General features: G+C 59.1%; 22 protein-coding genes. 15 read left to right on the plus strand and 7 right to left on the minus strand.

Annotated elements, in window-relative coordinates:
* The first annotated feature begins 15 nt into the window (after positions 1 to 15).
* Positions 16 to 681: a bifunctional 4-hydroxy-2-oxoglutarate aldolase/2-dehydro-3-deoxy-phosphogluconate aldolase gene (locus tag ACYZTW_RS07445; protein WP_347804636.1), complete on the plus strand. Its 666-nt coding sequence runs from the start codon at positions 16 to 18 to the stop codon at positions 679 to 681.
* A 339-nt stretch (positions 682 to 1,020) separates the two neighbouring features.
* Positions 1,021 to 1,746 carry an intradiol ring-cleavage dioxygenase gene (locus tag ACYZTW_RS07450; protein WP_462004345.1) on the plus strand — a complete coding sequence of 242 codons (726 nt, stop codon included), beginning with the start codon at positions 1,021 to 1,023 and terminating at the stop codon, positions 1,744 to 1,746.
* 2 nt (positions 1,747 to 1,748) lie between these two features.
* Here ACYZTW_RS07450 and ACYZTW_RS07455 read toward each other — a convergent pair whose 3' ends face one another.
* On the minus strand, positions 1,749 to 2,930 hold the full coding sequence (locus ACYZTW_RS07455) for an aminotransferase class V-fold PLP-dependent enzyme (protein WP_462004346.1): 1,182 nt from the start codon (positions 2,928 to 2,930) through the stop codon (positions 1,749 to 1,751).
* Between the two features lie 17 nt (positions 2,931 to 2,947).
* Positions 2,948 to 3,184 (minus strand): DUF3820 family protein, encoded by a 237-nt coding sequence (locus tag ACYZTW_RS07460; protein WP_007949456.1) that lies wholly within the window; start codon positions 3,182 to 3,184, stop codon positions 2,948 to 2,950.
* 203 nt (positions 3,185 to 3,387) lie between these two features.
* Between ACYZTW_RS07460 and ACYZTW_RS07465 the strand changes: the two genes are divergently transcribed.
* The 4 genes from ACYZTW_RS07465 (at position 3,388) to ACYZTW_RS07480 (ending at position 7,075) form a co-directional block, all read left to right on the plus strand.
* Positions 3,388 to 3,855, plus strand: a complete 468-nt coding sequence (locus ACYZTW_RS07465; protein WP_462004347.1) for a ferritin-like domain-containing protein — start codon at positions 3,388 to 3,390, stop codon at positions 3,853 to 3,855.
* 158 nt (positions 3,856 to 4,013) lie between these two features.
* Positions 4,014 to 6,002 carry an FUSC family protein gene (locus tag ACYZTW_RS07470; protein WP_462004348.1) on the plus strand — a complete coding sequence of 663 codons (1,989 nt, stop codon included), beginning with the start codon at positions 4,014 to 4,016 and terminating at the stop codon, positions 6,000 to 6,002.
* Positions 5,989 to 6,195 carry a DUF1656 domain-containing protein gene (locus ACYZTW_RS07475; RefSeq protein WP_462004349.1) on the plus strand — a complete coding sequence of 69 codons (207 nt, stop codon included), beginning with the start codon at positions 5,989 to 5,991 and terminating at the stop codon, positions 6,193 to 6,195. Before ACYZTW_RS07470 ends, ACYZTW_RS07475 begins: the two co-directional genes overlap by 14 nt.
* A gap of 10 nt (positions 6,196 to 6,205) precedes the next feature.
* Complete coding sequence (locus tag ACYZTW_RS07480) at positions 6,206 to 7,075, plus strand: efflux RND transporter periplasmic adaptor subunit (protein ID WP_462004350.1); 870 nt, start codon at positions 6,206 to 6,208, stop codon at positions 7,073 to 7,075.
* Between the two features lie 233 nt (positions 7,076 to 7,308).
* Here ACYZTW_RS07480 and ACYZTW_RS07485 read toward each other — a convergent pair whose 3' ends face one another.
* Together ACYZTW_RS07485 and ACYZTW_RS07490 are read right to left on the minus strand one after the other, a co-directional pair.
* The gene (locus ACYZTW_RS07485; RefSeq protein WP_046049496.1) at positions 7,309 to 7,779 is read right to left on the minus strand and encodes a MaoC family dehydratase; all 471 of its coding nucleotides are present in this window, start codon (positions 7,777 to 7,779) and stop codon (positions 7,309 to 7,311) included.
* 40 nt (positions 7,780 to 7,819) lie between these two features.
* On the minus strand, positions 7,820 to 8,764 hold the full coding sequence (locus tag ACYZTW_RS07490) for a lysophospholipase (protein ID WP_462004351.1): 945 nt from the start codon (positions 8,762 to 8,764) through the stop codon (positions 7,820 to 7,822).
* A gap of 241 nt (positions 8,765 to 9,005) precedes the next feature.
* Between ACYZTW_RS07490 and fadD2 the strand changes: the two genes are divergently transcribed.
* Entirely contained in the window at positions 9,006 to 10,694 is a 1,689-nt protein-coding gene (fadD2, locus tag ACYZTW_RS07495; RefSeq protein ID WP_462004352.1) for a long-chain-fatty-acid--CoA ligase FadD2, read from the plus strand.
* A gap of 359 nt (positions 10,695 to 11,053) precedes the next feature.
* Positions 11,054 to 12,754, plus strand: a complete 1,701-nt coding sequence (fadD1, locus tag ACYZTW_RS07500; protein ID WP_462004353.1) for a long-chain-fatty-acid--CoA ligase FadD1 — start codon at positions 11,054 to 11,056, stop codon at positions 12,752 to 12,754.
* Between the two features lie 237 nt (positions 12,755 to 12,991).
* Here fadD1 and ACYZTW_RS07505 read toward each other — a convergent pair whose 3' ends face one another.
* Positions 12,992 to 13,369: a hypothetical protein gene (locus ACYZTW_RS07505; protein ID WP_462004354.1), complete on the minus strand. Its 378-nt coding sequence runs from the start codon at positions 13,367 to 13,369 to the stop codon at positions 12,992 to 12,994.
* Positions 13,370 to 13,568: 199 nt separating this feature from the next.
* Between ACYZTW_RS07505 and ACYZTW_RS07510 the strand changes: the two genes are divergently transcribed.
* The 3 genes from ACYZTW_RS07510 (at position 13,569) to def (ending at position 15,424) form a co-directional block, all read left to right on the plus strand.
* Positions 13,569 to 13,760, plus strand: a complete 192-nt coding sequence (locus tag ACYZTW_RS07510) for a CsbD family protein (protein ID WP_462004355.1) — start codon at positions 13,569 to 13,571, stop codon at positions 13,758 to 13,760.
* 171 nt (positions 13,761 to 13,931) lie between these two features.
* Positions 13,932 to 14,888, plus strand: a complete 957-nt coding sequence (locus tag ACYZTW_RS07515; RefSeq protein ID WP_462004356.1) for a YihY/virulence factor BrkB family protein — start codon at positions 13,932 to 13,934, stop codon at positions 14,886 to 14,888.
* Positions 14,885 to 15,424 (plus strand): peptide deformylase, encoded by a 540-nt coding sequence (def, locus tag ACYZTW_RS07520; protein ID WP_462004357.1) that lies wholly within the window; start codon positions 14,885 to 14,887, stop codon positions 15,422 to 15,424. The genes ACYZTW_RS07515 and def overlap by 4 nt, the downstream gene beginning before the upstream one ends.
* Here the strand turns inward: def and ACYZTW_RS07525 are convergent.
* Entirely contained in the window at positions 15,408 to 15,896 is a 489-nt protein-coding gene (locus tag ACYZTW_RS07525; RefSeq protein ID WP_462004358.1) for a GNAT family N-acetyltransferase, read from the minus strand. The two genes, def and ACYZTW_RS07525, sit on opposite strands and share 17 nt — an antisense overlap.
* A 353-nt stretch (positions 15,897 to 16,249) precedes the next feature.
* Here ACYZTW_RS07525 and ACYZTW_RS07530 point away from each other — a divergent pair, with 353 nt between their 5' ends.
* The 4 genes from ACYZTW_RS07530 (at position 16,250) to ACYZTW_RS07545 (ending at position 19,904) form a co-directional block, all read left to right on the plus strand.
* Positions 16,250 to 17,191, plus strand: a complete 942-nt coding sequence (locus ACYZTW_RS07530) for a fatty acid desaturase (RefSeq protein WP_462004359.1) — start codon at positions 16,250 to 16,252, stop codon at positions 17,189 to 17,191.
* Between the two features lie 143 nt (positions 17,192 to 17,334).
* The gene (locus tag ACYZTW_RS07535; RefSeq protein ID WP_462004360.1) at positions 17,335 to 18,126 is read left to right on the plus strand and encodes a phosphate/phosphite/phosphonate ABC transporter substrate-binding protein; all 792 of its coding nucleotides are present in this window, start codon (positions 17,335 to 17,337) and stop codon (positions 18,124 to 18,126) included.
* 225 nt (positions 18,127 to 18,351) lie between these two features.
* Positions 18,352 to 18,894 (plus strand): sigma-70 family RNA polymerase sigma factor, encoded by a 543-nt coding sequence (locus tag ACYZTW_RS07540; protein ID WP_462004361.1) that lies wholly within the window; start codon positions 18,352 to 18,354, stop codon positions 18,892 to 18,894.
* The gene (locus ACYZTW_RS07545) at positions 18,891 to 19,904 is read left to right on the plus strand and encodes an ABC transporter substrate-binding protein (protein WP_462004362.1); all 1,014 of its coding nucleotides are present in this window, start codon (positions 18,891 to 18,893) and stop codon (positions 19,902 to 19,904) included. The genes ACYZTW_RS07540 and ACYZTW_RS07545 overlap by 4 nt, the downstream gene beginning before the upstream one ends.
* Positions 19,905 to 20,040: 136 nt before the next feature.
* Here ACYZTW_RS07545 and gstA read toward each other — a convergent pair whose 3' ends face one another.
* On the minus strand, positions 20,041 to 20,643 hold the full coding sequence (gene gstA, locus ACYZTW_RS07550; RefSeq protein WP_462004363.1) for a glutathione transferase GstA: 603 nt from the start codon (positions 20,641 to 20,643) through the stop codon (positions 20,041 to 20,043).
* Between the last annotated feature and the right edge of the window lie 84 nt (positions 20,644 to 20,727).

The raw sequence follows: 20,727 nt of genomic DNA on the forward strand, positions 1-20,727 counted from the left end.
CAAGGAACAGCCGCTATGACAACCCCATCCCCGACCGTTTCCATGGCGGACAAAGTTGCCCTGATCGACAGCCTCTGCGCCAAGGCGCGGATCCTGCCGGTGATCACCATCGCTCGCGAACAGGACATTCTGCCGCTGGCCGACGCCCTCGCGGCCGGTGGCCTGACAGCCCTGGAAGTGACCCTGCGTTCACAGTTCGGCCTCAAGGCTATCCAGATTCTGCGCGAGCAACGCCCGGAACTGGTGACCGGTGCCGGCACTGTGCTGGATCGCAACATGCTGGCGGCTGCCGAAGCGGCCGGTTCACAGTTCATCGTCACGCCGGGCATCACCCGTGACCTGCTTGAAGCCAGCGTCAACAGCCCGATTCCGCTGTTGCCAGGCATCAGCAACGCCTCCGGCATCATGGAAGGCTATAGCCTGGGTTATCGCCGCTTCAAGCTGTTCCCGGCGGAAGTCAGCGGCGGTGTCGCGGCCATCAAGGCCCTGGGCGGCCCGTTCGGCGAAGTGAAATTCTGCCCGACTGGCGGCGTCAGCCCGGCCAACATCAAGAGCTACATGGCGTTGAAAAACGTGATGTGCGTGGGCGGTAGCTGGATGCTTGATCCGGAGTGGATCAAGAACGGCGACTGGGCCCGCATTCAGGAATGCACCGCCGAGGCACTGGCGCTGCTGGACTGATCGGCTTTACCAAACACTTCGTTGTGTGTTCTACGGCTTTACGGTGCGCTTGGTCGGTGCACCGTTTTTTTTTGCCCGATGAAAACCCTTTTGGCTGTCGACTCGCTCTTTGTAGCAGCTGCCGAGCTTGCGAGGCTGCGTTCGGCTGCGAAGCAGTCGTGAATCCGGCTTACGCGGTCTGCCTGACGTACCGCAATCTCTGGTTTTACGACTACTACGCAGCCGAACGCAACCTCGCAAGCTCGGCAGCTGCGGATCGACATCATGCGATACATAGTTACCGCGTCTCGCTGCTCGGCCAGCGTTAACCTGCGTTCATCTTATGGAAGAGAGAACGTCATGGACGACAACAACCCGGTTTCATCCTCACCAACGGTTTACCTGCTTTCACCCGAACAGATCGCCGGTCCTTATTTCCGAAATCCGAAATTGATCAGACGAAACATCAGCGAAGGGATGGATGGCATCCCCTTGGTGCTGAGGCTGGCGATTGTCGATGCCATGACGGGGCAGCCGGTGACAGACGCCCTGGTGGATATCTGGCATTGCAACGCACGCGGGGCGTATTCGGGCTGGAGCAAGGTCAATCCGGACAAGGCAGTCGACGTTGGCGACATAGGCTCGATCCCGCGTACCGACGACGACACCTACCTGCGTGGCGGGCAGTTCACGGACAAGAACGGCATCGTGCGGTTTACCACGATCTATCCGGGGTTCTACGCCGGCCGTGCCCTGCACATTCACGTCGTGGTACGCATTATGGAAGGCAACAATTATCTGGAAGAGCGGCATGTCGCCTGGGTCGGTCAGCTCTATTTTCCCGAGGTGGCCTCGCGCTCGGTGCTCAACGCCAGGGAGTACCGCGGTCGAGCCGTTTCGCCGCTGACCAACGATCAAGACTTTTTCTATGAAAACATGGGCGGCGAAGCCTCGACCTTGAACATTCACACCCTGGGTCGAGACTCGAATGAAGACGGCTACTTCGGGCACATGACCATCGGTATCGACACATTCGCGGTGTCGACGCAGATCAAACCCGAGGATTTCGACAAGTACACCGTATGACGTCAGCGCAGTTCGGTCAGCGCCCGGGCCAGCAAATCCATGTCTGCAGCCGTGGAAGTGAGCCCCGGCGTTATGCGAATGCACGGACCACTCGCGGCACCACTGCGCGCCACGGTAAACAGGTTGTAGTCCTTGAGCAGCCGCTCGACCATCGCCTGTTGATCGACATGCCGGGTAAAGCGCATCGAGGTGATGCCGCAATACAGTCGCGGGTCGTCCGGGGTCATGACGTCGATCCCCGGCAACTCGCGTACCGCGCTCACCCAGCGGTTGCGCAGGTAATTGAGCCGAGCGCCCTTGGCGGCGGAACCGCCCATGGCCCGATGTTCCTCGAACACCAGTGGCAGGGTCAGCAGCGCCGGGATGTTGGGCGTGCTGTACGGCATGCGGGCGCGAATGTCGGTAACCGGGAAATGCATCTCGCCCATGTCCGGGTCGATGTCGACCAGGCGTTCGGGGGCGATGTAAATGAAACCCAGGGTCAGCGGCGCACCGATCCATTTGTGCAGGTTGTAGCCAGCAAAGGCGATGCCCAGTGCATCGAGATTGAACTCGAGCTGGCCGAGCGCATGGGCGCCGTCGAGGATCACTTCGATGCCATGTTCCCTGGCGGATGCGGCAATGGCCTGCACCGGCATCACCAGACCGGTGCGATGGGTGACGTGGGTCAGGGCCATCAGTTTGAGTCGCGGATAACGCACGAAGGCTTCGCGGTAAGTGGCCAGCAAACTGTCGAAACTGGCGGGATGCGGGTGTTCGATCTCGATCACCTCGACCCCGCGATGACGTGCCAGCCAGCGCATGGCCCCTTTGACTGTGTCGTATTCCAGATCGCAGATCAGCACCTGATCGCCCGGCGTCAGACGGTTGTAGTTGCGGATCATCGATTGCAAACCGTCCGATGCGTTGCGGGTGAGGGCGACGGTGTCGGCGGGTACGCCCATCAGCTCGGCGAGCTGTTTGCGAATCTCCAGGCTTTCGCCCTGTTCGAAGCGTTGGCGCACATGCACCGAGTTGCTGCGGTTGATGAGTTCGATGTTGCGCTGATACTCCTCGACCACCGTGCGCGACATGCGCCCGAAGTACCCGTTTTCGAGGTTGACCGGGCCGGGTTCAACCGCGTATCGGTCGGCAAAGGTTCGCCAGAAGGCTTCATCACGGGCGCGGCGGGTGTTATCGGGCATGGGCTACTCGGTCAGGATCAATGGCGGGGGGCAGGTTTGCCATGTTTGGCGCGTAGCGGTTCGAGCAGCTCCGACAGGCCGTTGTGATCGATTTCCTGCATCAAGGCCAGCAAGCCGCCGAGTTCGCCATGGGGGAAACCTTCCCGAGCGAACCAGTTCAGGTATTGGCCGGGGAGGTCGGCAATGATCCGGCCCTTGTATTTGCCGAAGGGCATTTCACGGGTAATCAACAGTTCGAGCTTTTCAGGGTTCATCAATCAGTCGTCTTGATTCAAACAGTCTGGAAAATACAGGCATTCTGCATGCAGGCCAAATGACAGATCATGCAAAAAAAGCGGATACAGATTTCTCGTTAAACGATAAGTGATTGAAATATAAAGGATAAGTTGTCAATTCAAAGCTGGCATGCAGGGTGCAGTAGCTATTGCATCTTTCATCAACCCGTGAGGAATTGAAAATGACCGACATGAATAAAGAAGCCATCTCTGTACTCAACGACCTGATTGAAACCAGTAAAGACGGTCAGGAAGGGTTCAAGACTTGCGCTGAAGACATCAAACATCCAGAACTGAAATCGCTGTTCATGCAGCGTTCCGCCGACTGCGCCACTGCGGCTTCCGAACTGCAAGCGCAGGTGCGTGCGCAGGGCGGCGATCCAGAAACCTCCACCAGCGTCAGCGGTGACTTGCACCGTCGTTGGGTCGACGTGAAAGCGATGTTCACCGGCAAGGATGAAGAGGCCGTGCTGAACGAAGCCGAACGGGGTGAAGACCATGCACTGAAGGCTTACAAAGAAGCCATCGAAAAAATCAACAAATACAACCTGGTGGGCATTCGTGACCTGGTTGAGCGTCAGTACCACGGCGTGCAACGCAATCACGATCAGGTAAAAGCCCTGCGTAACCAGGCTCGCGCACGCTCGTAAGCGTTCGTTGTCTGTCAAAAACGCCAGCCAGTCTGGCGTTTTTTTGTGTCTGGGAATTAGCACTGGACGGCTTATAGTTAGCTAGCTAATAATTTGTTTTTCAAGTGACTGAATCGAACCCGACTATCGTTAAATCGCCTTTTCCAAGAGTTCTTTACGTGCCCATCACCTTGCAGGCTTTGTTTGCGCCTGACCGCCGCGCCTTACAGTTCGCGATCAAAACGTTGATCGGCGGCGGCCTGGCGCTGTGGCTGGCATTGCGCTGGGGCCTGGAGCAGCCGGCCTGGGCGTTGATGACGGCGTTCATCGTCGCCCAGCCCTTGTCCGGGATGGTGGTGCAGAAGGGCCTGGCGCGGTTGCTGGGTACTCTGGTCGGGACGATCATGTCAGTGGTGTTCATGGGGTTGTTTGCCCAGACGCCTTGGCTGTTTTTGTTGGCCTTGGCGTTATGGCTGGGTCTGTGTACGGCGAGTTCGACATTGCTGCGCAGCGCCTGGTCCTATTCATTCGTGTTGGCCGGTTACACGGTGGCGATCATCGCGCTGCCGGCCATTACTCATCCGCTGACGGTGTTCGATCAAGCCGTGGCTCGCTGCACCGAAATCTGCCTGGGCATTCTTTGCGCCACCGCCGCCAGTGCGCTGCTCTGGCCGATGCGGGTCGAACGGCAATTGGCGGATCAGGCGCGGGCAGCCTGGCAAAGCGGGATGAACGCCGCGCATGCGACCCTGGCCGGGGATGGTCAGGCGCGTAAAGGCTTGCTGGAAATCCTCGGGAGAATCGTCGCCGTCGATGCCCAGCGCGAGCATGCCTGGTTTGAAGGTGGCCTGGGTCGGCAACGGGCGCGGGCGATCAGCGGCTTGAGCCAAAAGCTGTTGATGTTGCTGCGCATCGCCCGTTCGGTGCGCCGTCAGTGGAAGCAATTGGAACCCCAGGAAGCCGAGCAACTGTTGCCCTGGATGACCGAAGTCCAAGAGGCGCTCGCCGGCTCCGATACCGCCACCCTCCAGGCCTTGCGGCCTCGGTTGCTCGACGCCTCCCACGGTCCGGACATCAGTTCTGCACAAAGTTATTGCCTGGTCCGTTTCACCTTGCTGATCGATACGGCCATGGCGGCGACGGCGGCGTTGAGAGCCGTTGAGGAGGGCAAGGAAACGGTCGATCCACCGAGAACCCTGACCCCGCACCGCGACCTGTCATTGGCGCTGATTTTCGGTACCCGAAGCGCGCTGGCCTTTCTGGTGGTCTCGTGCTTTTGGCTGGCGACGGCCTGGCCTGCCGCTTCGGGTGCGTTGGTGTTGACGTGTGTGGTTTGCAGTCTGTTCGCCAGCCGCGAGAACGGTGCGCAAATCGGCATGAGTTTTCTGCGCGGGATCCTGTTGGCGATTCCCGCGGCGTTTTTCGTCGGACAGATTCTGCTGCCGCAATGGAGTGGTTTTGCGTTGCTTTGCATGGGCATGGGCGTGCCGTTGTTTCTCGGTGCATTGGGCATGGCCAAACCGCAGATCGGCGCCACGGCCACCTCATTTTGCCTGCACTTCATTGTGTTGGTATCGCCGCTCAACACGATGAAGTTCGACGTCGCCACCTTTTTCAACAGCGCTCAGGCCATGTTGGTAGGGGTCGGTGCCGCGGTGCTGGCGTTCCATTTGTTGATCCTGCGCGACCCGACGTGGCATGGCCGACGTTTGCTGACGGCAACCCTCGACGATCTGGTGCGCCTGACCCGGCGCAATCTGCGCGGTGCCGAAAGCTGGTTTGGCGGACGCATGGCCGACCGCTTGCTGCAATTGGCGCGGCACTATCCCGAGTTGCCGGAACCGGCGCGCAGTCGCTGGGACGATGGCTTGCTCGGCCTGGACATCGGCGACGAACTGCTGCATTTGCGTTTGAGTCTGGCGGTGGCGCAGGCACCGGTCAGTGCGCCTCAGCGGCTTTATCTCGAGCAGCTGGAAAAAATCCTCGAGCAAGGCCCGACCGGCAGTCGCGCCGAGGCGTTGGCGCAGCCGAGCGAAGAGTTCTTGAAGACCTTGTATGCGTTGCCCCCCAGCGATGCGGTGAAACTGGCCCAAGGCGCGGTGCTGCAATTGCAAAGCAGCTGGCGCGCCTGGTGCCGTCAACAGGAGCAAAGCCATGGGCTTGCGTGAGTGGTCGGTGGGTGGCGTGCTGCTCAGTCCGTTTCTGATTTATGTGTTGCTGGCGCTGCTCGTGACCGGGGCCTTGCGCATGCTCTTGCGCCTGACACCGTTGGGCCGCTGGATCTGGCACGAAGCATTGTTTGATTGCGCCTTGTACGTCTGTGTATTGACCTTGATCACCGTCGTCCTCGGACCTTTATAAGGAGTTGAAAATGCGTACACCCGTACGTGTCGCGGTCACCCTGATTCTGGTAGCGGTGGCGATTTTTGCCGGCTTCCATTTGTGGCAGTACTACATGCTCACGCCCTGGACTCGGGACGCGCGGATCCGCGCTGACGTGGTGGTGATTGCGCCGGACGTCTCGGGTTGGGTGCGTGAACTCAAGGCTTTTGATAACCAGCAGGTAAAGGCCGGCGACTTATTGCTGAGCATCGACCGCGATCGTTTCGAAGCCGCGCTGGAAAAGGCGCAAGCGGTGGTGCAAACCCGTCAACAACAGCTCAATTTGCGTGACCGCGAAGCCAGCCGCCGCGCTGCCCTTGGTCCACAGGCAATCAGCGCCGAACTGCGTGAGAACGCGCAAATCAACGCCGGCATCGCCCGTGGCGAACTGCGCGAAGCTCAGGCGGAAGCGAAGGTCGCCGAACTCAACCTCGCCCGTAGTCAGGTCCATGCGCCCCGCAGCGGCCACATCACTAACCTGCGTCTGGCCGAAGGCAACTACGTGAATGCCGGGCAATCGGTAATGGCGTTGATCGACGATTCGACTTTTTATGTGCAGGCGTATTTCGAAGAAACCAAGCTGCCGCGGATTCGCGTCGGCGATCCGGTGAAGGTCTGGTTGATGAGCGCGGGGGAGGCATTGCAGGGGCATGTGGAAAGCATCAGCCGTGGGATTACCGATCGCAATACCACGCCGGATGGGCAGTTGCTGGCGGAGGTGGAGCCGACGTTTAACTGGGTGAGGTTGGCGCAGCGGATTCCGGTACGGATCAAGATTGATCAGTTGCCGGAGGGGATGAGTTTGAGTTCGGGGATGACGGCAAGTGTGCAGGTTGGGGAGGGTGAGCGGTCGCGGTGAGTTTTAGATCGATGCCTGATTTAAGAACCACCCCTCACCCCAGCCCTCTCCCCAGTGGGGAGAGGGGGAAAGGGGGCCGATCGGGGGCTTTTCAGAGCCTGAGTTCGACTCGAACTCTCAGGTCGATGTAACCCGAAAGTACACCTCGGTAGGTCCCCTCTACCCCTTGGGGCGGTCCGACGTTTCGGGAGGGTTAGGGTGAGGGGTGGATTCAGCTGACACCCCTCCCCGAATCAGCCGATGCTGATTGCCGGCAGCTTAGGCAACGTCACCGTCTGCTGCTTACGCGGCGCCAGAATCTCCGCCTCGCCATCCACCACCAACTCATCACGCTGGTTAAACACGCGAGTGGCAATCCGCACACGAAACTTCGGCAGCTTTTCGAGAATCTCCAGACGCACGGTCAAGGTGTCGCCAATCTTCACCGGTTTCTGAAAGCTCATCTGCTGACCGATATAAATAGTCCCCGGCCCAGGCAACTCGCAGGCAACGGCAGCGCTGATCAGCGCACCGCTGAACATGCCGTGAGCGATGCGCTCCTTGAACATGGTGCCAGCGGCGAATTCAGCGTCCAGGTGCACCGGGTTGTGATCGCCGGACATCGCGGCGAACAACTGAATGTCGCGCTCTTCGACCGTCTTGCTGTAGCTGGCGGTCTGGCCGACTTCAAGGGCTTCGTAAGGGGTGTTGGTAACCTGGGTCATCTGTTTCAATTCCTGTCACGAATAAATAAATTCAAAAAAACTATTCCGATCTGGGTGGCCGACGGTGGCTCAGCGCCTGGGCGATCCAGCTCAACACGTCATTGATCACTTCATCGCGGTTGCTCTCGTTGAACAGTTCATGCCGTGCCTGCGGGTAAATAGTCAGTTGCAGGCTCTGGCTGCCGGCCGCGCGCAGCGCTTGGGCCAGATCTTTCAGACGTTTGCCTTCGCTCACCGGATCACATTCACCGCCAATGACCAGCAACGGCAGGCCCGGATCAATCTGAGCGAGATTGGACGCTTTGCTGATTTGCTGCAACCCACCGAGTAAATCGATCCACAGTTGATTGGTGCAGCGAAAGCCGCAGAGCGGGTCGTTGGCGTACAGGTCGACCTCCGCCGGGTCGCGGCTGAGCCAGTCGAACTGGGTGCGTACCGGTTTGAATTTCTTGTTGAACGAACCGAACGACAGCCATTCGATCAGCGCGCTGCGACCCTTCGGGCCCTGGCGCAAGCGTTCTAACCGCGCAATCTGCCGCGCCGCGCGATAGAGCGCCACCGGTTGGAAGTTCGACCCGCTGAGAACGGCCCCATGCAGGCTGGCGCTGTGGTGCAGCAGATAGGCCTGGGCGATATAGCTGCCCATGCTATGACCTAGCAGCACGATGGGTATGCCGGAATGCTGTTGGCCGATGTGCTGGTTGAGGCTCGCCAGGTCGCCGACCACCTTGCACCAACCGTCATCGTCGGCGAAATGGCCGAGTGTGCCGTTTTCGGCAGTTTTGCCATGTCCACGCAGGTCCAGCGCGTACACACCGTAGGCCTGATCACAGAGTTTTTCCGCGAGACGCGCGTAGCGGCCACTGTGTTCCGCCATGCCGTGGGCCAACAGGATCACCGCTTTTAAAGGCGCGGCGGGCAGCCACTGGTTGACGAAGAGGCGACTGCGGTCACTCGCGGTCAGCCAGAAAGTGTCGTGGATCATGGCGGTTCCTTTGCTCGGGGTCGAAACATTGTATAGCGCATCCCGTCGCTGGCGTCTGATCAGGCCACGCCGTGGCAGCAAGATTCACACGATCAATGTCGACCGTGCGCATATTTGCCTGATTCGCCATAGCTGCTAGTGTCCGTGAAGCTCCGCTTTTCGCTTTTTGTTTTTCGCTTTTGTTTTACAGGAAGGACAGAAAAGCGGCCCCGGATAGGTTCAGGTAAAGAGGACAAGAACAATGCAACCTGATTTCTGGAATGACAAACGCCCGGCCGGCGTGCCCCTGGACATCGATCAAGGGGCCTACAAGTCGGTGATCGAGGTGTTCGAGCGTTCCTGCAAGAAATTTGCTGACCGCCCGGCATTCAGCAACATGGGCGTCACCCTGACCTACGCCGAACTGGAACGCTACAGCGCAGCGTTCGCCGGTTACCTGCAAACCCACACCGACCTTGTGCCCGGGGATCGCATTGCGGTGCAGATGCCCAACGTCCTGCATTACCCGATTGCCGTGTTCGGTGCCTTGCGCGCCGGGCTGATCGTGGTCAACACCAACCCGCTGTACACCGCGCGGGAGATGCGTCATCAGTTCAAGGACTCCGGTGCCCGGGCGCTGGTTTACCTGAACATGTTTGGGCAGAAAGTCCAGGAAGTGCTGCCCGACACCGACATCCAGTACCTGATCGAAGCGAAGATGGGGGACCTGATGCCCGCCGCCAAGGGCTGGCTGGTCAATACCCTGGTGAGCAAGGTCAAGAAGATGGTCCCGGCGTATTCCCTGCCGCAGGCCATATCCTTCAAGAGCGCGCTACGTCTGGGCCGGGGGCTGGGCATCAAACCGCTGAACGCCGGCCTCGACGACATCGCCGTGCTGCAATACACCGGCGGCACCACTGGCTTGGCCAAGGGCGCGATGCTGACCCACGGCAACCTGGTGGCGAACATGCAACAGGCGCGAGCGTGTCTGGGACAATTCGGCAAAGACGGCCAGCCGTTGCTGCGCGAAGGGCAGGAGGTGATGATCGCGCCGCTGCCGCTGTACCACATCTATGCCTTCACGGCGAATTGCATGTGCATGATGGTGACCGGCAACCATAACGTGCTGATTACCAATCCACGGGACATCAAAGGCTTCATCAAGGAGCTGAAGAACTGGCGGTTCTCGGCGTTGCTGGGGCTCAACACGCTGTTCGTCGCGCTGATGGATCACCCGGACTTTAAGACTCTGGATTTCTCCAGCCTCAAACTCACCAACTCCGGCGGCACCGCGCTGGTCAAGGCCACCGCCGAGCGCTGGGAACAGCTCACCGGTTGCCGCATCACCGAAGGTTATGGCCTGACCGAAACCTCGCCGGTGGCCTGCACCAACCCGTACGGCGACAAATCGCGGATCGGCACGGTCGGCCTGCCGGTGCCGGGCACCACGCTGAAGGTCATCAACGATGAAGGCATCGAGCAGCCACTGGGCGAGCGCGGCGAACTGTGCATCAAAGGCCCGCAGATCATGAAGGGCTACTGGCAGAAACCCGAAGCCACCGCCGAAGTGCTGGATGCCGAAGGCTGGTTCAAGTCTGGCGACATCGCGGTGATCGACCCGGACGGTTTTGTGCGCATCGTCGATCGCAAGAAAGACATGATCATCGTCTCGGGTTTCAACGTGTACCCGAACGAAATCGAAGACGTGGTCATGGCTCACCCGAAAGTCGCCAACTGCGCGGTGATCGGCGTGCCGGACGAACGTTCGGGGGAGGCGGTGAAGCTGTTTGTAGTGGCCCGCGAATCGGGGGTCAGCCTTGAAGAGCTGAAGGCTTACTGCAAGGAAAACTTCACGGCGTACAAAGTGCCCAAGCACATTGTGTTGCGTGAGTCGTTGCCGATGACGCCGGTGGGCAAGATATTGCGGCGGGAGTTGCGTGATATTGCGTAACCGGTCGTAGACCGAGGTGCTGCCAAAAGATCGCAGCCTTCGGCAGCTCCTGCTGGGGATCGCATTCCTTTGTAGGCGCTGCCGAAGGCTGCGATCTTTTGCTTATAAGCCCCGTATTTATGGGGCTTTCAAGGCTATATAGAATCTTTGCTCTAAAATGACTGCTTGATATTCTTGAGTCATTAAAGTGACCGTGGAGGCCGCTTTTGGCTCTAGTCGGCCCTTGGCAAAGCTGCTACTCTCGGCGCGCTTTGTGACTTCTCGGCCTATATAAAAAGCCAGACTCACCAACAAACACACACCAATAATAATCGCATCGAATGCGGTGATGAATTCGCGTTGCTGAGGAGTGGGCTTCCATGATCGAAGACTTTTGGAAGGATAAGTACCCTGCCGGGATTGCTGCCGACATCAATCCGGACGAGTATCCGAATATTCAGGCGGTGTTGAAGCAGTCCTGCCAACGCTTTGCCGACAAACCGGCATTCAGCAACCTGGGCAAGACAATCACCTACGGTGAACTGTACGAATTGTCCGGTGCCTTTGCCGCTTACCTGCAACAGCATACCGACTTGCAGCCGGGCGATCGAATCGCCGTGCAGCTGCCCAACGTGTTGCAGTACCCGGTCGCCGTCTTCGGTGCCATCCGTGCCGGGCTGATCGTGGTCAACACCAACCCGCTGTACACCGCGCGGGAAATGGAACACCAATTCAACGACTCCGGTGCCAAAGCCCTGGTCTGCCTGGCCAACATGGCGCACCTGGCCCAGACCGTCGTGCCGAAAACCGGCGTCAAGCACGTGATCGTCACCGAAGTGGCTGACCTGCTGCCGCCGCTCAAGCGCCTGTTGGTCAACAGCGTCATCAAGTATGTGAAGAAGATGGTCCCGGCCTATCACTTGCCCAAGGCCATCAAGTTCAACGACGTACTGAGCAAGGGCCATGGCCAGCCAGTGGCTGAAGCCAACCCGGCCAGCAGCGACGTTGCCGTGCTGCAATACACCGGCGGCACCACCGGCGTGGCCAAGGGCGCGATGCTGACCCACCGCAACCTGGTGGCGAACATGCTGCAGTGCAAGGCGCTGATGGGTTCCAACCTCAATGAAGGTTGCGAGGTCCTGATCACGCCGCTGCCGCTGTACCACATCTATGCCTTCACCTTTCATTGCATGTCGATGATGCTGATCGGCAACCACAACATCCTGATCAGTAACCCGCGCGATTTGACTGCGATGGTCAAAGAGCTGTCGAAGTGGAAGTTCAGCGGTTTCGTCGGGCTCAACACGCTGTTCGTCGCCCTGTGCAACAACGAAGGTTTCCGCAAGCTGGACTTCTCGGCGCTGAAAGTCACCCTGTCCGGTGGCATGGCCCTGCAACTGGCCGCGGCCGAGCGCTGGAAAGCGGTCACCGGTTGCGCCATCTGCGAAGGTTACGGCATGACCGAAACCAGCCCGGTGGCCACCGTCAATCCCATCCAGAACATCCAGATCGGCACCATCGGTATTCCGGTTCCGTCGACCCTGTGCAAAGTCATTGACGATGCCGGCGTTGAACAGCCAATGGGCGAAATCGGTGAGCTGTGTGTGAAAGGTCCGCAAGTGATGAAGGGCTACTGGCAGCGTCAGGAAGCCACCGATGAAATCCTCGACAGCGAAGGCTGGTTGAAGACCGGTGACATCGCGCTGATCCAGCCTGACGGTTACATGCGCATTGTCGATCGCAAGAAAGACATGATCCTGGTCTCCGGTTTCAACGTGTACCCGAACGAACTGGAAGACGTGCTCGCGACCCTGCCGGGCGTGCTGCAATGCGCAGCCATTGGTGTGCCGGACGAGAAGTCGGGCGAGGCGATCAAGATCTTCATCGTCGCCAAACCGGGCGTGACGCTGACCAAGGAACAGGTGATGGAGCACATGCGCGCCAACGTCACCGGTTACAAAGTGCCGAAAGCCGTGGAGTTCCGCAACGCGCTGCCGACCACCAACGTCGGCAAGATCCTGCGTCGCGAGTTGCGCGACGAAGAGCTGAAGAAGCTCGGCGTCAAGAAGGTCAGCGCGTAACAAACAAAAGCCCCGCAGATGCGGGGCTTTTTGTGGGCACTGATATGAGTGGGCTTCTGTGGCGAGGGGATTTATCTGTGGCGAGGGGATTTATCCCCGTCCGACTGCGCAGCAGTCGTAAACCCGGCGAACGCGGTGTTCCTGCTGAAATGTGGTTGCAGGTCTTTGGGGCCGCTGCGCGACCCGACGGGGATAAATCCCCTCGCCACAGGTTTCTCTATATTGCTTGAGGGGGTGTTACAGGCGGAACTGCGCGAAATTGACGTTGGTACCCGCCGGGCGCATGTCCTGGAGGTATGAGTCCTTGTCGGCGCTCAGTTCCAGGCTCAAGGCCGCCTTGCGTTTACCTTCGTTGCGCACCACCAGGCCTTCGAGCTTCTCCCGAAGGAATACCGTCGGCACTTTCAGGTGCAGCAGTTCGTCGGTATCCGGGGTGTGCATCAACAGGTGAATCCATTCGTACTGACCAACGGCCAGGCGCGCGACCGGAATATCAAACCACCAGATGTTGCGGTTGCGGTTCAATTCGGTGAAATGGCAGTTGTTGACGCCAAGCACAGCACCGCCAAGTTCCTGGTTTCTGCGGGCAATGGCCTGCTTTTTATCGAGTTTCATAACATTCCTACGGGATTGGATCTTCAGCGCCATGGCCTGAATACGTTACGCATTCTCGGGGGAAAGCCTGCAAACATAAAGCCCAACCTGTGCTTAACGATGAAATCTGGCCGTGAAAATAAATGAAACTCCGCTCAACGGCTGCCGGTCAATCGTTACGTAATGACTTTCCCGTTGAATGTTCACAGGAGAAAACACCATGAGCAGCACTGGCGATAAAGCAAAAGGCTTGGCCAACGAAGCAGTCGGCAACGTCAAACAAGGCGTCGGCAAGGCCACCGGTAACGACAAAATGCGCACCGAAGGCGTCTTGCAGGAAAGGAAAGGCGAAGCCCAGCAAGCGGTCGGCAAAGCCAAGGACGCAATCAAGAAAGGCATCGACAAGGCGTGATCAGGCCTTTGATGAGCAACAAAAACGGCCATCCGCGGATGGCCGTTTTTGTGTCAGCCTGAACTTGCACAAGGAAATTGTTTCAAACTCGCCAAGTAGGCTACTTTGATGTAGAAAACGGCCCCTGAGTCGCCACGACTTCGACCAAATTTGCGGCGAAAGGAGACGCTAATGTTTTTCCCACACATGAAAGGTCTGCCCATACACCGTGTGATGGTGCGCACGGTCACCGAGTTCGTCGACGACGAGATGTCGACCTATGCCTCGGCGCTGGCCTATCAGATGCTGTTCTCGCTGTTCCCCTTCATTCTGTTCCTGATCGCCCTGATCGGTTTCCTGCACTTGCCGGACTTCTTCTCCTGGCTGCGCCTGCAATCGGAACTGGTCCTGCCGCCCCAGGCGCTGGAACAGGTGAACCCGGTCATCGACCAGCTCCAGCAATCCAAGGGTGGCTTGCTGTCGGTGGGTATCGTGATTGCCCTGTGGACCGCGTCCGCCGGTGTGCGACTGATGATGAGCGCGATGAACGCCGCCTACGACGTGGTCGAAGGCCGTCCGGCGTGGAAGCGTTTCCCACTGTCGATTTTCTACACCATCGGCATTGCCGGCATGCTGCTGGCGGCCGCCGCGCTGATGGTGCTCGGGCCGCAGGTGATGGAATGGATCGCCTCGCAAGTCGGCCTTGAAGAATTCATCGTGACCCTTTGGACTATCGTGCGTTGGCCGGTGGTCGTGATTCTGTTGATGATGGCGGTGGCGCTGATTTACTACGTCATGCCCGACGTCAAACAAGAGTTTCGCTTCATCACCCCGGGTTCAGTGCTGGCGGTGGTGGTGTGGATCATCGCGTCGCTGGGCTTCGGTCTGTACGTCAAGACGTTCGCCAACTACAACGCGATGTATGGCAGTATCGGCGCGATCATCGTGCTGTTGCTGTACTTCTACATTTCCGCCGCAGTGCTGTTGCTCGGCGCCGAGATGAATGCGGTGATCGAACACATGTCCACCGAAGGCAAGGACCCTGGCGAAAAGGTCCCTGGCGAGCACAGCCACGAACCCAAACACCACGTGTCGGGACTGGGTCGGGATCACTCGATCAAGCCGACCACTGACGAAGTCATCAAATGATCCGTGAAATTCTGAAAATGGGCGATGAGCGCCTGCTGCGCATTGCCCCGCCGGTACCCGCCGAAATGTTCGACAGCCCCGAGCTGTGGCAATTGATCGACGACATGTTCCAGACCATGGAAAGCGTCGGTGGCGTTGGCCTGGCTGCGCCGCAGATCGGCGTCGACCTGCAACTGGTGATCTTCGGTTTCGAGCACAGCGAACGTTACCCGGACGCCGAAGCCGTGCCGCAGACGATTCTGATCAACCCGCTGATTACGCCGTTGAGCCCGACGCTGGAAGAGGGTTTCGAAGGCTGCCTGTCGGTGCCCGGCCTGCGCGGCGCAGTGGATCGCTATCAACAGATTCGGTACGAAGGTTTCGACCCCAAAGGGCAGCCGATTGTGCGCATCGCCTCGGGATTCCATGCGCGCGTGGTGCAGCATGAATGCGATCACCTGATCGGCCGGTTATACCCGTCGCGCATCAGTGACTTCAGCAAGTTCGGGTTTACCGAAGTGATGTTTCCGGATCTCGACCCTACTGCAGACGACTGATCCGAAAACACCACAAACCCCTGTGGGAGCGAGCAGGCTCGCTCCCACAAGTCGAACTCACCAACGGTTCCAGGCCCATGGCGATCATCGGTTTGCTGCGCGCGTAGCGGCTCAAGCGTTCGGTCATGGCGTAAGGCATTTGCGGATCGAAGGAAAACCCTCGGCGTTCATAAAAGCCCCGCAAGTCGGGGTGGCAGAACAGCCAGACCGGTTGGTCGAGACCGCGCACCGCCTCGGCGATCAGCGCCGCAGCAATGCCCTGTTCGCGGCAGGCCGGATCGACAAACAAACCCGTCAGCCAATGCCCGTCCGCCACCGGTCGCAAACACAGTGCGCCAATGATCTCCTCGCGCCTGGCCACCCAGAGTTGAGCGTCGCGGACCGCTTTCATCGACGATTGGTGAGCGCGATAAAACTTGTTCATCAAAGGCCATAAAGGCTCGGCGAGCAAGGTGTATTGGGTGTTGGGCATGGTCTTCAACTGTCGGTGCGCAAAGCGGGCGATTATAAAAGAACGCGCGCGCGGGGATAGGTGTATACCTGATCTCACATCCCGTATGAGTGGAGTACGTATCATGGCCAAAGGCATGGATTCAAAAAAAGCGGCAAAGAAGAAACCGGCGAAAACCGCCGATGAAAAGCGTGCGGACAAGAAGGCCAAGAAGGTGGATGTGTTCGGTCATTGATCCCGCGACAAGGGAGCCCGGCCTCGGGCTCCCGCTGATCGTTCCCATGCTCCCGCGTGGGAACGATCCTTAAAATAATCTGCAAGATTTCCCTGCGCCATTGCACAGAAGGGGACTGGTCCCCGATCTGAGCAACGCCATGCCCCATTACTTCGATACCGCCCACCGTGAAGAAATCGAAACCCTGCGCCAACGCCTGACCGCTCGTACCGAGTGGCCGACCTGGTTGCTGCTGATCGGCGTGTACGTCGGCTGGTTCAGCATCGTGCTCGCCAGTGGTTGGTTGGGCCTGTGGTGGAGCACTGTGCTGTTGATTCCGTTGGTGGTGCTCTGGTTGTCGGTGCAGCACGAATTGCTTCACGGTCATCCCACCCGCTGGACATTGCTGAACAAGATCCTCGGCTACGCGCCATTCGCCGTGTGGTATCCCTACACCCTGTACCGCGACAGCCATTTGCTGCATCACCGCGACGAAGACCTGACCCTCCCGGGTCGCGATCCGGAAAGCCGTTACCTGAGCGCCGAGCAGTGGCAGGACAGTTCACTGTTCGAACAAGGCCTGCACTGGCTGAACAAAACCGTGCTCGGACGCTTCGCCCTCGGTGCACCGCTGGCCTTGCTGGCGCTGGCCCGGGAAGAGTGGCAGCGTCTAAAAGCAGGTGAGCGGCAGGCCTGGTTGATGTGGTGGAGTCACGGCGCGCTGACCCTGCTGATGTTGCTGTTTATCGACCGCCACAGCGTGCTTCCGGTCTGGCATTACCTGTTGCTGATCAGTGTACCGGCGCTATCGATTGCAATGATTCGCTCTTACTATGAACACCGTCCCCATGCCGAGCCCGAGCAAAGGACGGTCATCAATGAAGCCGCCTGGCCGTGGCGATGGCTGTTCCTCAACCTCAATCTGCATTTGGTGCATCACGACTTGCCAGGGCTGCCCTGGTACGACTTGCCCCGCGCCTACCACGCGCGTCGCGAGCAATGGCTGGCGCGCAGCGGCGGGTTTCTGGTGCAGGGTTATGGGCAGTTGTGGCGCCGGCACGGGGTGAAGGCCATCGACAGCCCGCGCCATCCGTTTCACTGATTTTTATGATCGACACCTGACCCCTGTGGGAGCGAGCCTGCTCGCGATAGCGGTGTTACTGGCAACCTCAATGTTGAATGTAATGACCTCATTCGCGAGCAGGCTCGCTCCCACAGTGAAATTTTGTCGCCTGGAAGGTTTCGATGACTGAACACATCGCCGAACTACTGATGTACGTCGCCCCCGAGCCGATCCGCGCGGCCAACGAGCGCTGGCTGACGCGAATTCTCGAGCGACTGGGTGCCACCCGCCGCAACGCCGAGGGCCTTTCGCTGATGGACCTCTGGCTGTCCCCGCACTTGCTGCTGACCCAAACCTGCGGCTACCCGCTGATGACCGCGTTGCGCGGGCGGGTCCGGGTCATCGGTCGTCCTCGCTATGAACTGCCGGACGCCAACGGCGGCAACCATTGCAGCCTGCTGCTGAGTCGCGCCGATGATCCACGGCGCAGCCTGCCGGCCTTTCGCGACAGTCGCGGGGTGATCAATGGCGAAGACTCCAACAGCGGCATGAACCTGCTGCGTCACCGGCTCGCTCCATTGCATCGAGACGGGCAGTTCTTCGCCAGTGTCGGTATCAGCGGTAGTCACCGCGAAAGCCTGCGCTGGTTGCGTGAAGAGACAGCCGACCTGGCGGCCATCGACAGCGTCACCTTTGCCTATCTGGCGCGGCACGCCGAAGAAGAAGTGGCCGGCCTGCGGGTCATCGCGCGAAGTGCGTTCAGTCCGACCTTGCCGTACATCACCGCCGCGACGGTCACCGATGAACAGGTTGAGGAGCTGCGGCAAGTGATGAACACGACGTTGCAGGAATTGCCCGAAGTCAGCGAAATACTCGGGCTGCAAGAGATTCTGCCGGCCAGCGAAAGCGACTATCAGATTGTGCTCGACTATCAGCAAGAGGCTGAGACGTTGGGGTTTGGGCGATTGCGGTAGGCAGAAGAAAAAGATCGCAGCCTCGCTTCGCTCGACAGCTGCTACAGATGTACACCGATTTCCTGTAGCAGCTGTCGAGTGAAACGAGGCTGCGATCTTTTGATGTTTAATTCTAAAATAGAATATAAAAATGCTTTTTAAATATTATTAATGAATAAGGCTCCTTGCTAGGATCGCGTCACCGGATCACCGGACATTCAGCGACCCCTAACCCTTGGAGCCTCTATGTCCGGCACCGACCTTTCCCATCGCAACGACGTGGGCGGATTGTTCCGCGCGCATTACCCCTGGCTGTGCGCACGGTTGCGCCGGCACCTGGGCGCCAGTTCCAGCGTCGAAGACATCGCTGCCGAAACCTTTTTACAGCTGCTCGAATCGCCGGGGCTGACCCCGATCCGCGAGCCTCGCGCCTTGCTCACTACCATTGCCCAGCGGTTGATCTATCAGCTCTGGCGCCGCCGTGACCTGGAACGCCAACACCTCGATCAACTGCAACACATCGATCAGCAGCAAGCGATCTCGCCCGAAGAACGGGTGCAACTGACCCAGGCCTTGCATGGCCTCGAGCGCACGCTTGAGCGCTTGCCGGGCAAGGTTCGGGCAACGTTCCTGTTGTCGCGAATCGAGGGTCTGACCTACCCGCAAATCGCCGCCGAACTGGGCATTTCCCAACGCTCGGTCAGCGTTTACATGACTCGTACCCACGCCCTGTGCGCCCGGCACAGCGCCAACCAACCCTTGAATGCCCTGACCCAGAGGTCCGCATGAGATCGATCAAAACCCTGCTCGGCAGTTCGCTGCTGGCCCTGAGCCTTGTGGCTACCCACGTCCCCGCAGCGGAAAAAACCGCGCCGATCCACTTCGGCGACATCACTTGGGAAAGCGGCAGCCTCATCACCGAAATCCTGCGATTGATTGTCGAGAAAGGTTACGGCTACCCGACCGATACCTTGCCGGGCAGCACCGTCACCCTCGAAGCGGCGTTGGCCAAGAACGATATTCAAGTGATCGGTGAAGAGTGGGCCGGGCGCAGTCCGGCGTGGGTCAAAGCCGCCTCGGAAGGCAAAGTGTTTGGGCTGGGCGACACGGTCAAAGGCGCCACCGAAGGCTGGTGGGTGCCGGAATACGTGATCAAGGGCGACCCCGAACGCGGCATCAAACCCCTGGCCCCGGAGCTGAAATCCGTCGCCGACCTGGCGCGCTACAAGGACGTGTTCCGCGACCCGGAAGACCCGAGCCGTGGACGCTTCCTCAACAGTCCGACCGGCTGGACTTCGGAGATTGTTAACAGTCAGAAACTCAAGGCCTATGACCTGACCGGCAGCTTCGTCAACTTCCGCACGGGTTCTGGCGCCGCACTGGATGCCGAGGTGGCTTCGTCGATCCGTCGTGGCAAACCGGTGCTGTTCTACTACTGGTCGCCGACGCCGCTGTTGGGGCGTTTCAAACTGGTGAAACTCGACGAGCCGGCCTTCGACGCCGAGGCCTGGAAGACCCTGGCCGACGCCAATAACCCGAATCCAAAAGGCACGCGTTCGATGCCGGCGAGCCTGGCAATCGGCGTGTCCGCGCCGTTCAAGGCGCAGTACCCGGACCTGGTGGCGTTCTTCGAAAAAGTCGACCTGCCAATCGATCTGCTGAACCAGACGCTCGGCCAGATGAGCGAAAAACGCCTGCAACCGCGCCAGGTGGCCGAAGCGTTTTTGCGTGATCAGCCGCAAGTGTGGAAGGGCTGGGTGCCGGGTGACGTGGCTACCAAGGTGAGTGCGAGTTTGTAGTTTTTTCCTGATGTTTTTGCGGTGCATGAGCTACCGCATTCGTCGGAACGCCGCCCGGAGCCGGCTCGCTCCCACAGGTGATTTCGGGAAGAGATCCCCTTGTGGGAGCGAGCCTGCTCGCGAATGGTCTTAAGTCCTACACCCACTCCGCAGCCAACGCCGCCTTAACGGCTGGCCTCTGGTCAATTCTGGACTGAAACCGCACTAACGCCGGCCACTGATCCAGATCAATTGCAAACAGTGGCGCCCAGCGCAACACCGTAAACAAATACGCATCGGCAATGCTGAATCCGTCAACCATCAAATATTCCTGGCGCTCCAGCGTCTGGCTCAACACAACAAACCGCTTGAACAGTTTCGCTTTGATGAGCGCTTTCACCTCATCCGGGAACTGCGCACTGAACAGCCAACCCAGCCCGCCATGAATCTCGGTCGAGACGAAATTCAGCCACTCCTGCAACCGCACTCGCTCGAACGTCCCGTTCGCGGCAGCCAGGTTCGCCTCGGGTCGCAGGTCTGCCAAGTATTGCAGGATCGCCGGGCCTTCGGTCAGCATTTGGCCATTGTCCAGTTGTAAGGCCGCGACGTAACCCTTGGGGTTGATGGCGAGGAAGTTGTCGCCGCTGGCGGTTCGCTTGGTGGTGTTGTCGACGCGGATCAATTCGAATGGCAAATCCAGTTCGCGCAGCACGATATGCGGCGCGAGCGAGCAGGCGTGTGGGGCGTAATACAACTTCATTGGCAGGGCTCTGGCTGGGGATTTGCGCCAGTGTCATAGTGCGCGGCACCCTCGGTAAAATTAATCTTTCAGAAAGCGGCCATA

Source organism: Pseudomonas sp. LB3P25, from assembly GCF_054897985.1.